Source organism: Rossellomorea sp. NRS-1567, from assembly GCF_050467885.1.
Taxonomy (GTDB): Bacteria; Bacillota; Bacilli; order Bacillales; family Bacillaceae_B; genus Rossellomorea; species Rossellomorea aquimaris_C.
In genome coordinates, this window is the sequence record NZ_JBITPL010000010.1 from 1 (window position 1) to 13,511 (window position 13,511).

Below are 13,511 nucleotides of genomic sequence, written 5' to 3' on the forward strand. Positions count from 1 at the left end.
CAACAATAGGGGTGCAGTTCAGCTTTGCCCTGTGGGGTCTCAACTTTCCCGCTATTCCCGCAGGAGTCGAGCACCTTCCGCTCCAATCAACTTTCTGAGTATGTTTCTTTAAATGGAAATAAATAAAAAAATCCTTTTAATACAGAACACTGATTGACAGATTTCAAACAGACCTTATTTTAAAACAATAACTTTTATGAAAAGACAGTCGATCATCTCCACCAGTATTCTTCCATAAAAAAACTGACCCCCAATATGGAAGCCAGTTTTGGATTGAATGTGTATTAAGCCAAAGAAGACATGACGTTTTTAACAGCTTCTGCAGAGTTAGCTAGTGCAGCTTTCTCTTCTTCGGTTAGTTCGAGTTCGATGATTTTTTCCAGTCCATTTCCACCAAGGATGGTTGGAACACCGAGGTAGATCCCTTCGAAACCGTATTCGCCTTCTAGGTATGCAATGGCCGGGATGACGCGGCGTTGATCCTTAAGGATGGCTTCTACCATTTGTACAAGTGAAGCAGCAGGAGCATAATAAGCACTTCCGTTGCCCAGAAGGCCTACAATTTCCCCTCCGCCTTTACGGGTACGTTCGACGATCGCGTCTAAACGGTCTTTAGGGATTAATGTTTCCAGAGGGATGCCTCCAGCGTACGAGTAACGAATAAGAGGAACCATGTCATCCCCATGGCCGCCAAGAACGAATCCTGTAATATCTTTCACAGAGAGGTTTAATTCTTGAGCGACAAATGTGCGGAAACGGGCTGTATCCAGAACGCCGGATTGTCCGATTACGCGCTCTTTAGGGAACCCTGATTCTTTGAATACTGTATATGTCATAGCATCCACTGGGTTTGTCAGAACGATGATGTAGCAATCCGGCGAATACTTAACGATTTGCTGAGTGACCGATTTCATGACCTTTTGATTCGTTTGAACCAGATCATCACGGCTCATTCCTGGTTTACGGGCAATCCCTGCAGTGATGACAACGATATCCGAATCCTTTGTATCCTCGTAATTGGAAGTACCGATGATGTTTGAATCAAATCCTTGTACAGGGCTCGCTTCAAGCATATCCAGCGCTTTCCCTTTCGTTGGGTCTTCATTTTGAGGAATATCAACCAGTACAACATCTCCAAGCTCTTTCTGAGCAAGCATCAGTGCTGTAGTCGCCCCTGTAAATCCTCCACCGATAACAGATACTTTTCTACGTTTAATAGCCATCATAATTCCTCCTATTCGTGTCATTATGTAAAGGAAGGAGTGCTCCGGTTCGAAGCACCCCATCCTTATTTCAAATTAAAATTATCCCATGTTTTCGATTAAAGCAGAACCGAACTCAGAACATTTCACTTCTGTTGCTCCATCCATTAGACGGGCGAAGTCATATGTTACGACTTTAGAAGCGATTGTTTTCTCCATGGATTTTGTGATCAGGTTAGCAGCTTCTGTCCAACCAAGGTGCTCAAGCATAAGCACTCCTGAAAGGATGACAGATGAAGGATTCACTTTATCCATACCTGCATATTTAGGAGCCGTTCCGTGAGTTGCCTCAAAGATCGCATGTCCTGATTCGTAGTTGATGTTTGCTCCAGGAGCAATACCGATTCCACCAACTTGAGCGGCTAATGCATCAGAGATATAATCTCCGTTTAAGTTCATTGTTGCCACTACATCAAACTCAGCCGGACGAGTAAGGATTTGCTGTAGGAAGATATCAGCGATTGAATCCTTCACGATGATCTTACCAGCTGCTTCAGCTTCGGATTGTGCTTTGTTAGCAGCTTCCAATCCGTCAGCATCTTTGATCTTGTCATATTGAGCCCAAGTGAATACTTTATCGCCGAATTCTTTTTCAGCAAGCTCGTAACCCCAGTTTTTGAAAGCTCCTTCAGTGAACTTCATGATGTTCCCTTTGTGAACCAACGTTACTGATTTACGGCCTTCTGTGATCGCGTAATTGATTGCTGCACGAACAAGGCGGTTTGTCCCCTCTTCAGAAACAGGCTTGATCCCGATACCGGATGTTTCTGGGAAACGGATTTTGTTAGCACCCATTTCATCTTGAAGGAAAGTGATTAATTTTTTAACTTCGTCAGAACCTTTTGCGTATTCAATACCAGCATAGATGTCTTCAGTGTTTTCACGGAAGATGACCATGTCAGTGTCTTCAGGACGCTTAACCGGTGATGGAACACCTTCAAAGTAGCGTACAGGACGCAGGCAAGTGAACAGGTCTAATTCCTGGCGAAGCGCAACGTTCAATGAACGGATTCCGCCGCCGACAGGAGTTGTAAGTGGACCTTTGATCGCGATGAAGTATTCACGGATTGCTTCAAGTGTATCATTTGGAAGCCATTCGCCCGTTTTGTTGAATGCCTTTTCCCCTGCATATACTTCTTTCCATGAAATCTTGCGCTCACCTTTGTATGCTTTTTCAACAGAAGCATCTAGGACGCGTTGAGCTGCTGCCCAAATATCTGGACCAGTTCCGTCACCTTCAATGAATGGGACGATTGGATTGTTTGGCACATTAAGTTGGCCGTTCTGGTTTGTAATTTTTTCACCTTGTGTCATTATGTAACCTCCATTTATTCATTATCAAAGGGGATGACCCATAATTGCCTTATGCATTTAGAGTCAGTCCCCTTCTCATATTCATTACACCAATATTTTCACCATTTGTAAATATTGATGTTTAACCTCTTTGTTCTACAGGCACATATTCCTGCTTGCCAGGCCCTACGTAATCAGCACGTGGACGGATCAGGCGGTTGTTGGAATACTGCTCAAGAATATGAGCTAACCAACCGGATACACGGCTTACAGCGAAGATCGGAGTGAATAGGTCATGATCGATGCCTAAGCTATGGTAAACGGATGCTGAATAGAAATCAACATTAGGCGGTAAGCCTTTATTAGATGTAAATACATCTTCTACCTTAACGGACATTTCGTAGTATTTACTTTGTCCAGTTAATTCAGTTAATTTTTTAGACATTTCTTTAAGGTGCTTGGCACGCGGATCTCCTTGACGGTATACACGGTGACCGAAGCCCATGATTTTTTCTTTTTTCTCAAGTTTGTCCAGGATATATGATTCTGCTTTATCTACCGAACCGATTTCAGTAAGCATCTTCATTACCTGTTCATTTGCTCCACCGTGAAGAGGTCCTTTTAAAGCACCGATCGCAGCAGTGACACCAGAATACACATCAGAAAGAGTAGCGACACATACACGTGCAGTGAATGTAGAAGCGTTTAACTCGTGATCCGCATGAAGAACAAGCGCTTTATTGAACGCCTCGATTTCAACAGGTTCAGGATCTTTCCCGGTTAACATATATAGGAAATTAGCAGCAAAGCCTAAATCTTTGCGGGGAGCAATCGGCTCTTGTCCATTGCGAATTCGTGAAAAGCTCGTTACGATTGTAGGGATTTTCGCTTGAAGTCGAACGGCTTTCAAATAGTTTTCCTTTTCGTCCATTACATCTGCTTTATCATCATATAATCCAAGTAAAGACACGGCAGAACGTAAAGCTGCCATAGGATGAACTTCCTTGATGTTGTACATCTTGAAGTGCTCGATGACCTCTTTTGGTAATTCAGCGTTATCTGCTAATAGCTCTGTAAATTCCTGAAGCTCTGATGAAGTAGGTAATTTCAGATGCCATAGTAAGTAGATAACCTCTTCAAAACTGGCATTGTTTGCTAAATCATCAATGTTGTAGCCAACATATGTAAGAGTATCATCAATGATCGAACTAATGGATGATGTTGTTGCTACAACCCCTTCTAACCCGCGAGTTGCTGTCATAATAACCTCTCCTTTTGTTAAGTATTTCTCTTTACCCATTTTCATATGAGCATAAAACCCTACAAGACTATCAAATAAGTCAGTAGGCTTGTTTAAAAAGAACATAAATAAAGGTTGAGCGATTGCTCAATTCCTATACAAAAAATGATTCCCGGCTCTTCCTATGATATCACGAGAGCTTGGGATGCGCTTACATTTCCTATTATAAACAATTATCTGACTTTTGTGAATGAAAACGCATCAATTTCTATAAAAATTATTTTTCTAGAAAAATAAACCATAGCATTGAGGCGCACAAACGGAGTGGTGACAGGAGTTTCTCATCCCGTTGTAAAAGCACTAAATATGTCGAAGATGTATAATCAAAGTCAAATGATCTCAGTTAAACCGGCAGAACCCCAGTGGTATTCTATAAGAACAACTCATATAATTTCATCGCAAGGTACGCAATACCTGCTCCAATCAGCGGTCCGACAGCTACTGCTTTAAAGAATGCCACAGCTAAGACTGTGCCGAGGACAAGAGCTGTCGTAATATGAGGGTCCTCTTCCAACAGTGTTAACCCGCTCTTCGCAATTAACGCCACAGCCATCCCGGAAGCGAGGGCAATCCACGCATAAGGGGACTTTAATGAGTCATACAGGTCTTTAAATCCGATCTCACCTGTAGCGATCGGTGCCAATACAGCAATCGTTATGATGGTAACACCCCAGTTAATTCCTTTGGACTGAATGGCCGCAAACACTTTTTCATCGATGCCTGCTACTTTAAGAATGATTAGAAATGTTACGGCTATAATAATGGACTGGTTTTTTGCAGCGAATCCAATTCCCAATAGTAGCAGCAAAAACATGAATGCCTGTGACATAAGTAACCTCTTCCTTTCGTAATCATTATCCTGACATATCAACTTTTATCATTTGTTGTAAATTTGAGCAACCTCGTTAAATTAAACTTCCTTTCATTTCCTGTCTCCTTTAAAATAGAAGTAGAAGATCGGGTAGGAGGGAAGCCCTTGAATGTAGAATATGTTTATCGAACGATGAGGTTCATAATCGTTTTAGCCATTGTCATGCTCTCATTGATTTCACTCTATTACATATGGAAGCTTGCTTATCCGTTTATCATTGCCATTGCCATCGCGTTACTCATCAATCCTCTTGTGAATTGGCTTGAAAAATGGCTGCCGAGGATCTGGGCAGTTGCTTTATCTCTCATATTGATTATTGCGATTTTTGCGGGGCTTATCACCTTATTGATTGCTGAAATTGTTTCCGGAGCGAATTATTTAGCTGAAGAGCTTCCTAAGCATGTGCAGACCTTGGTCAAATATGCGGAAGATTTCGTCGTAGGGCATGTGATTCCACTGTACAACCAGGTATCAGGTTTATTCAAGAACCTTGAAGCCGGACAACAGGATACCATATTAGAAAATGTTCAAACTGCTGGCACGAAAATCGCCACATCGGCAGGCGATTTCCTGCAAAACTTTTTCACCAAATTACCACAGTTGATTTCATGGATTCCAAACGCCGCATCCGTCCTGATTTTTGCCGCTTTAGCCACGTTTTTCATCAGTAAGGACTGGTATACATTATCTGCCAAAGCAGAGAAAATCATTCCTGGAAAGGCGATGAGCAGCGGGAGAAAAGTATTCATCGATTTGAAAAGGGCCCTATTCGGATTTATAAGGGCACAATTCACCCTCATCTCCATCACGGCTATCATCGTGTTAATCGGATTGATCATACTGAGAGTGGATTACGCCATCACCATCGCACTCGTAACGGGGCTCGTTGATATTTTACCGTACCTTGGTACAGGAGCGGTTTTCGTACCTTGGATCATTTATGAGTTTATTACAGGGAACGTCGGATTAGGTATCGGTTTATCAGTTCTCTATTTGGTTGTCGTGGTACAGCGTCAAATCATGGAGCCGAAAGTCCTGTCATCAAGCATCGGACTCTATCCACTCGCCACCCTGATCGCTCTCTTTGTCGGCTTTAAGCTCATCGGGTTTCTTGGATTGATCGTCGGTCCCGTTGTGCTGGTGATTCTATCCACCCTCAAAAGAGCCGGTGTTTTTGAAGATACGTGGAAATTTATTATGGGTGTAAAATAGGAAAAAGCACTGCTCCCCATGAGCAGTGCTTTTTGTATTATCTGTATATGATTACATTCCCATTATTGACCCAGCGTTTGAACAGCTTGTAAATGAGCGGTTTGAACATTTTACGTGTAGGTGGAAGTAATAGCAGGAATCCGATTCCATCGGTAATAAAACCAGGTGTCAACAGAACGACCCCTCCGACCAGAATGCACAATCCATCAATGATGGCATCTCCCGGCAGCTGACCGTACTGCATATCCTGCTGCGCTTTTCTGAGTGTCTCCATTCCCTGTTTTTTCGCCAAATAAGCTCCCAGAATTCCTGTTGTAATAATCAGTAAAACGGTCGGGATCAAGCCAAACGCTTGTCCGGAAAGAACCAGCAACCCAATTTCCAATGCGGGCACAATAATTAACAATAACAATATATATCTCATGAGGGATTCCTCCATAAATTTAATACTTATTGCTCTCTATTATAACATATTAAGAATTTTAAGGTATTATGTGAGGATTGTCTTAGTTACCCACAAAAAGCCAGAGTCCATTACAGACTCTGGCTTCTCATATTTCAACTTATAATACGCTTGCGTGTCCGTTATAGATGACACCGCGAGTAGCGTCTACTGTAATTTCCTGACCATTTGTGAATAGAGAAGTGGCATTGTCCACACCAACGACTACAGGAATTCCTAGATTGATACCTACAACTGCTGCATGACTTGTCAGACCGCCTTCTTCAACGATCAAGGCAGAACATTTCTCAAGAGCAGGCATCATGTCTTTATCGGTCCCGATTGTCACAAGAACTGATCCTGGTGTAGTATTCTTCACTGCTTCATCTGCAGTCATCGCCACGACTGCTTTACCATAAGCAGATCTACGGCCAATTCCTTGACCTTTTGCAACGACGTCGCCTACCACATGAATTTTCATCAGATTGGTTGTTCCAGATTCACCTATCGGAACACCTGCTGTGATGATAATGCGATCTCCATGCTTCGTCATACCTGAATTGACGCTTTCTTCTACTGCCATATCAAGCATTTCGTCCGTAGTCGTCACTTTGCGTCCAACTGTAGGGTAAACGCCCCAGACAAGTGCCAAGCGGCGTGATACGGAATCTGTTCCCGTTACTGCTACGATTGGAGCTTTTGGACGGTATTTAGAAATCATGCGTGCAGTGTGCCCGCTTTCCGTTGGAGCCACAATTGCATTAACGTCAAGGTTAAGAGCCGTGTGCGCTACAGATTGACCGATGGCATCCGTCATATTATGCTCACTGTCTTTGCTTCGTGCTGCCAGGATATCATTGAAGTTAAGGGCTGTTTCCGCTCTTGAAGCAATGTTATGCATCGTTTGGACCGCTTCTACAGGATAGGTACCTGCAGCTGTTTCACCAGATAGCATGATCGCGTCTGTACCATCGAAGATCGCATTGGCTACGTCACTTGCTTCTGCTCTTGTCGGTCTAGGGTTGCGTTGCATGGAATCAAGCATTTGAGTGGCCGTGATGACAGGCTTACCTAGAGAGTTACATTTCTTGATCAACATCTTCTGAACCAATGGTACTTCTTCAGCCGGGATTTCAACACCAAGATCTCCACGAGCCACCATCAATCCGTCTGATACTTCAAGGATTTCATTGATATTGTCTACACCCTCTTGATTCTCGATCTTAGGGATGATTTGAATATGGGAAGCGTCATGCTCTTCCAATAATTGACGAATTTCAAGTACATCAGATGCACGGCGAACGAATGATGCCGCAATAAAGTCGACACCCTGCCCAATACCGAATACGATATCTTGAGCATCCTTATCCGTAATTCCTGGAAGGTTTACAGAAACTCCCGGTACGTTTACACCTTTTTTATTCTTTAAAACACCGCTGTTGGCAACATACGTATGAATCTCGCCATTCGCTTTATCGATTTCCGTTACTTCCAATCCGATCAGACCATCGTCAAGAAGGATTTTAGAACCAACATGAACATCATCGATTAATCCTTCGTATGTAACGGAGAATTTCTCAGTTGTCCCGAGTACTTCTTTCATGGAAACGATGACGCTTGAACCTTGCGTTAATTCGATTGCACCATCTTCCATATTATTCGTACGGATTTCCGGACCTTTTGTATCGAGAAGGATCCCGACTGTTTTACCGGCTTTTTCGGCTGCTTCACGGATATTGATGATTCTCTGTCCATGTTCTTCATGGTCACCATGTGAAAAGTTTAAGCGGGATACATTCATTCCGGCTTCGATCAGTTGTGATAACTTCTCTACACTCTCACTTGCAGGACCGATCGTACATACTATTTTCGTTTTTCTCATTTTCTTTACCTCCTGAAATCTTACAACAATTTAGATTGAAAGCTCTTTGGAAAGTCTGTACATGCCCAAGTCAATTTGATGTGGCTTGGCAAGTGCTTCAATAATATCGTAATCAACTAGTTGATTTTTCTCAATTCCTACTGCTCTTCCGCCTTTTCCTTCCATCAATAACTCTACTGCACGTGCACCTAAACGGCTTGCTAACACGCGATCAGATGCGGTTGGTGTTCCACCGCGCTGAATATGGCCCAGGACAGAAACACGTGTATCCATTCCCGTAGCTTCAGTGAAACGATTAGCAAATTCATTTGCCGACATGACACCTTCTGCCACAATGATGACACTATGTTTTTTCCCGCGCTCCTGACCCTTTTTCAGACGGGTCACGACATCATCAAGATCGAATTTCTCCTCAGGGATCAGAATGGTTTCAGCACCGCCTGCAAGACCGGACCACAGGGCAAGATCTCCTGCATTACGTCCCATTACTTCGATGATGAATGTTCTTTCATGTGAGGTTGCCGTATCGCGAATCTTATCAATCGCGTCGATGACCGTGTTCAGAGCCGTATCGAAACCGATTGTATATTCTGTTCCCGGAATATCGTTATCGATCGTTCCCGGTACACCCACACATGGATATCCCCATTCAGTTAAAGCTTTTGCTCCTTGGTACGAACCATCTCCACCAATAACAACAAGCCCTTCAATTCCATGCTTCTCTAATTGCTCGATGCCTTTTTTCTGTCCTTCTTTGGTCTTGAATTCTTCACAGCGGGCTGTATACAGCATCGTTCCGCCACGATGAATGATATCTCCAACTGAACCAAGTTCAAGCTTCTTGATGTTCCCGTTGATCAGTCCGTTATACCCCTGATAAATACCGTACACTTCAATATCAAGGAAAATGGCTTTACGTACAACCGCACGAACGGCTGCATTCATACCTGGTGAATCTCCACCACTTGTTAATACACCAATCTTTCTCACTACGATCACCTCATTAAGAAATATGCCTTTATATGTAAATGAATGGTACAACTTGTTAATGGTTTCACATATATCTAAGAAAAGGAAAATGGAACAAACTATCCTGTTGCATTCATTACATTATTATGGACCAATAGACTATGGATTATTTCTAAAATAACACGAAGATTCAAGGTTCTCAACAAGTTACTCGAAGGAAATGCTAAAGACGAAATAATCTATTAAATGGAAGCGTTTTAATTGTTAAAACCTTCAAAATACCGTCACAAATCTTTAATTTTATGGAAAATTAATGAAAAAGACTGACAAAAGGTATTTCCTATTTGTCAGTCCATAGTTCATTATGATTTTACCCCAATTAAATCATTTAAAACAGAATATTCACCCATCGCTTTAAATTTTTCATAGCGATGCTGGATCAATTCATCTTTTTTCATTGGGATTAATTCTTTCAAGGATGCCTTTAATATATCATTGATATATTGAGCTTGCTCTTCGACACCTTTATGAGCACCGCCTTTAACTTCAGTGACGATTTCATCAATGATTCCGAGCTCCTTCAAATCCGGTGCTGTAATCTTCATGGATTCAGCCGCACGTTTCGCTTGTGTGGAATCCTTCCACAGAATGGCCGCCGCCCCTTCAGGTGATATCACGGAGTAGGTGGAGTTTTCCAGCATATGAATATGGTTTCCGACTCCCAGTGCCAGGGCACCTCCACTACCACCTTCACCGATGACCATGCAGATAACGGGAACGGTCAAGCCTGCCATTTCTACAAGATTTCTTGCAATGGCTTCACTTTGACCTCTTTCCTCTGCCGCTTTACCGGGATATGCACCCTTTGTATCAATAAAGCAGATGATCGGACGGTTGAACTTGTCCGCTTGCTTCATCAATCGTAAGGCTTTTCGGTACCCTTCCGGATGAGGCATTCCAAAGTTCCGGCGAATATTTTCTTTCGTATCTTTCCCTCTTTGGTGCCCGATGATGGTCACAGGGACATCATGAAATTTACCTACGCCTGAAACAATGGCTTCGTCGTCCCCATACAGACGGTCTCCATGCATTTCGATGAAGTCCGTAAACAGATAGTCGATATAATCAAGCGTCGTCGGGCGATTCGGGTGTCGTGCTACCTGAACCCTTTCCCACGGCTTCATGTTTTCATAGATATCATTTTCAAGCTTCGTGAGCCTGTTCTCCAGTTTTTCGATTTCATTTGATAAATCGACGTCGGAATTTTGAGTGAACTCCTTCAGCTCGGCTATTTTTTTCTTGAGCTCAAATACAGGCTTTTCAAATTCCATCTCATTTACCATGGCAGATCACCGTCCCACTGATGTATATCAAGTACTGTCCCGATTTTCTCTTTTAACTCGAGCCTCGAGATGACTCCGTCAAGTTGACCATGTTTCAATAAAAATTCGGATGTTTGGAAGTCTTCCGGTAAGTCTTCCCTGATCGTCTGCTCAATGATCCTTCTGCCTGCGAAGCCGATAAGCGCTCCGGGCTCAGCAAAATTATAGTCCCCTACGGAAGCGAAACTTGCGGATACCCCGCCTGTCGTTGGGTGCGTCATGATCGAGATGAAAAGTCCTCCATTCTCGCTCAATCGATTAAGAGCCACACTGGTCTTGGCCATTTGCATCAAGGAAAGGACACCTTCCTGCATTCTCGCGCCTCCAGATGCCGTGAAAATAATGAATGGGACTTTTCGTTTGTCGGCTTCTTCGATGGCTCTCGTGATTTTTTCACCGACCACAGATCCCATGCTTCCCATTCTGAAACGTGAATCCATGATGGCCGTGACCACTTCGATTCCGTTTACCTTACCTGAACCAGTTAAGACCGCTTCATTCATACCTGTCTTTTTACGGTCCTTTTCCACTTTCCCTTCATAATCAGGAAAGTTCAAAGGATTCCCGGAAGTAAGGTCATGATCAAGCTCCTTGAAGGAACCTTCATCTATAAAACTATCGACTCTCTCCGGTGAGCTCATCCCATGATGATATCCGCAATGAATGCACACCTTTAAGTTTTTTTGAAGTTCTTTCGTGTACATGATCTTTTTGCAATCAGGACATTTGGTCATGATGCCTTCTGGAACGTCATGTTTAGCCGCTTCAGAAGGAATGGTTGCATATTTTTTCTTTTTGGATTTATTAAAAAGTTCCTTAAGCAAGGTGAAACCTCCTTAACTAATTACAGTCGCTTATACGTCTTCTGAAGAAAAAAATGAAGGTGATACAGCTTTAAAATCAATTTCCCAGGGACAGCTTCCGCTTTCGTTTCTAGTAGTAAATGCACAATATATAACTGCTTGACTATCAGTTTAATGGAAAGGTTTAAAAAAAGATGTTGGAAATTGTCGCATCCTTATCGACAATTTCCCTGACCCTTTTATACGTCTCTTGCACAGTCTCTTTATCCTGTTTTTCTATTCCTTGAAGCATTAGGATAATCTCTTCCCTCATAGGATTCGTCATCTTGATTTCTCCACAAATCAATGTTTCAAAATCATTTAAGATATTCCAAATCCGTTGAGCCAAATGATTGGCGTTCATCATCACGATGTCCCTGAACACATCGTCCAGGTATTCCGCTTCTGTCACTTTGTGGAATAGTGCATCCATCTTCTTTTTTTCAGAAAATAGATCTTTCAGCGCTTCCTTTTCAATCATCATCTTCGTATAAAGAATATCTTCCTGGGCTTTGTGGTCCTCGAGGATGAACATTCCTAACAAGTCGATGAGATGATGATCGCGAAAGTCCCTTAAAAAGGTACCTTCGCCTCTTTTGGTTTCAATCAGACCCAGCAATTCCAAGGCACGTAATGCCTCCCTGACAGAAGAACGCCCAACGTTCAATCGTTCGGACAGCTCTCTTTCAGAAGGGATTTTATCGCCTGGCTTGAGGCCGTCTTTAGATATCATTTCTCGCAGTTGGTGAACAATTCCAATATATACTTTAGCGTGGGAATGGAGAGAGTTCACTTCTGACATCATTCACTCTTCCCGATTACCGCTAAATCTTCTGTCTTTTTGCGAATGTCTTCCGGATCCACCTTCAAACGGGCTACTCCCGTCTCCATGGCGGCCTTTGCGACTGCAGCTGCTACAGCAGGTGCTACACGCTTGTCAAATGGTGCAGGGATGACGTAATCCTCGTTCAATTCATCTTCTCCGATTAAAGCCGCAATCGCTTCAACAGCAGCTTGTTTCATCTTCTCATTGATATGAGTCGCGCGAACATCCAGGGCCCCTCGGAAAATGCCAGGGAATGCAAGGACATTATTTACCTGATTAGGAAAATCGGATCGACCGGTCCCAACCACTTTTGCTCCAGCCGCTTTTGCCAACTGAGGCATAATTTCAGGCACAGGATTGGCCATAGCGAAGATAATCGGGTCCTGTTTCATAGAGGCAACCATTTCTTCTGTTAACGCTCCTGCAACAGACACACCGATGAATACATCTGCGTCTTTTAGTACTTCTGTCAGTCCACCTTTGATCTGATCGCGATTCGTAAACTTGGCAACTTCGTCTTTGATTCCATTCATTCCTTCGGGACGACCTTCGTAAATCGCTCCTTTGGAATCACACATAATGATGTCTCTCACACCATAACGATAAAGAAGCTTAATGATCGCCATGCCCGCAGCACCGGCTCCATTTGCCACTACTTTGATTTCTGACATCTTCTTCCCGACGATCTTGAGGGCATTCACCAGACCTGCCACGGTTACAATGGCCGTACCATGTTGATCATCGTGAAACACGGGGATGTTGGTCTCTTTCTTCAAGCGCTCTTCAATTTCAAAGCAATTTGGAGCTGCTATGTCTTCTAAATTCACTCCGCCAAAGGTAGGCTCAAGAAGTTTAACCGTTTCAACAATCTTGTCCACATCCGTTGTGTTCAAACAGATCGGAAACGCATCCACTCCCGCAAAGCTCTTGAATAGAACCGCTTTCCCTTCCATAACAGGCAATGAAGCTTCCGGTCCGATATTTCCAAGACCTAAAACCGCCGTACCATCTGAAACTACCGCTACCATATTCCCTTTCATTGTGTAATCGTAAACCGTTTCAGGCTTGTCATAAATGACTTTACACGGTTCTGCTACTCCTGGGGAATAAGCCAGGCTCAGGTCTTCCGCATTCCGGACCTCCACCTTGGATGTTGTTTCTAATTTCCCTTTGTTTACCCGATGCATATGCAGAGCTTCTTCACGCAATGACAATCCACTCACTCCTTCT

Annotated in this window: 12 protein-coding genes; 1 reads left to right on the forward strand and 11 read right to left on the reverse strand. The window is 43.2% G+C overall.

The features are described from left to right. Nucleotides 1-284: 284 nt before the first annotated feature. The 4 genes from mdh to ACIFOD_RS05640 all read right to left on the reverse strand — a co-directional run bounded on the left by mdh (nt 285) and on the right by ACIFOD_RS05640 (nt 4,684). Nucleotides 285-1,223: a malate dehydrogenase gene (gene mdh, locus ACIFOD_RS05625; protein WP_324744796.1), complete on the reverse strand. Its 939-nt coding sequence runs from the start codon at nt 1,221-1,223 to the stop codon at nt 285-287. A gap of 81 nt (nt 1,224-1,304) precedes the next feature. After that, complete coding sequence (gene icd, locus ACIFOD_RS05630; RefSeq protein WP_397551994.1) at nt 1,305-2,576, reverse strand: NADP-dependent isocitrate dehydrogenase; 1,272 nt, start codon at nt 2,574-2,576, stop codon at nt 1,305-1,307. Between the two features lie 121 nt (nt 2,577-2,697). Continuing rightward, complete coding sequence (gene citZ / locus ACIFOD_RS05635; RefSeq protein WP_324744798.1) at nt 2,698-3,816, reverse strand: citrate synthase; 1,119 nt, start codon at nt 3,814-3,816, stop codon at nt 2,698-2,700. A gap of 409 nt (nt 3,817-4,225) precedes the next feature. Then, nucleotides 4,226-4,684 carry a DUF441 domain-containing protein gene (locus ACIFOD_RS05640; protein ID WP_430313826.1) on the reverse strand — a complete coding sequence of 153 codons (459 nt, stop codon included), beginning with the start codon at nt 4,682-4,684 and terminating at the stop codon, nt 4,226-4,228. 147 nt (nt 4,685-4,831) lie between these two features. On the opposite strand from ACIFOD_RS05640, the gene ytvI reads away from it, so the two are divergent. Beyond that, nucleotides 4,832-5,938: a sporulation integral membrane protein YtvI gene (gene ytvI / locus ACIFOD_RS05645; RefSeq protein ID WP_430313828.1), complete on the forward strand. Its 1,107-nt coding sequence runs from the start codon at nt 4,832-4,834 to the stop codon at nt 5,936-5,938. Nucleotides 5,939-5,975: 37 nt separating this feature from the next. On the opposite strand, the gene ACIFOD_RS05650 is transcribed toward ytvI, so the two are convergent. The 7 genes from ACIFOD_RS05650 to ACIFOD_RS05680 all read right to left on the reverse strand — a co-directional run bounded on the left by ACIFOD_RS05650 (nt 5,976) and on the right by ACIFOD_RS05680 (nt 13,495). Next, complete coding sequence (locus tag ACIFOD_RS05650) at nt 5,976-6,362, reverse strand: FxsA family protein (RefSeq protein ID WP_430313830.1); 387 nt, start codon at nt 6,360-6,362, stop codon at nt 5,976-5,978. Nucleotides 6,363-6,501: 139 nt separating this feature from the next. Beyond that, nucleotides 6,502-8,262 carry a pyruvate kinase gene (pyk, locus tag ACIFOD_RS05655; RefSeq protein WP_430313832.1) on the reverse strand — a complete coding sequence of 587 codons (1,761 nt, stop codon included), beginning with the start codon at nt 8,260-8,262 and terminating at the stop codon, nt 6,502-6,504. 30 nt (nt 8,263-8,292) lie between these two features. Further along, entirely contained in the window at nt 8,293-9,252 is a 960-nt protein-coding gene (pfkA, locus tag ACIFOD_RS05660; protein ID WP_397551988.1) for a 6-phosphofructokinase, read from the reverse strand. A gap of 341 nt (nt 9,253-9,593) precedes the next feature. Next, complete coding sequence (gene accA / locus ACIFOD_RS05665; protein WP_430313833.1) at nt 9,594-10,574, reverse strand: acetyl-CoA carboxylase carboxyl transferase subunit alpha; 981 nt, start codon at nt 10,572-10,574, stop codon at nt 9,594-9,596. After that, on the reverse strand, nt 10,568-11,437 hold the full coding sequence (accD, locus tag ACIFOD_RS05670; RefSeq protein WP_430313835.1) for an acetyl-CoA carboxylase, carboxyltransferase subunit beta: 870 nt from the start codon (nt 11,435-11,437) through the stop codon (nt 10,568-10,570). Before accD ends, accA begins: the two co-directional genes overlap by 7 nt. A 163-nt stretch (nt 11,438-11,600) precedes the next feature. Next, nucleotides 11,601-12,257, reverse strand: a complete 657-nt coding sequence (locus ACIFOD_RS05675) for a FadR/GntR family transcriptional regulator (RefSeq protein WP_430313837.1) — start codon at nt 12,255-12,257, stop codon at nt 11,601-11,603. Continuing rightward, nucleotides 12,257-13,495, reverse strand: a complete 1,239-nt coding sequence (locus ACIFOD_RS05680; RefSeq protein WP_148969914.1) for an NAD(P)-dependent malic enzyme — start codon at nt 13,493-13,495, stop codon at nt 12,257-12,259. Before ACIFOD_RS05680 ends, ACIFOD_RS05675 begins: the two co-directional genes overlap by 1 nt. Nucleotides 13,496-13,511 lie beyond the last annotated feature (16 nt).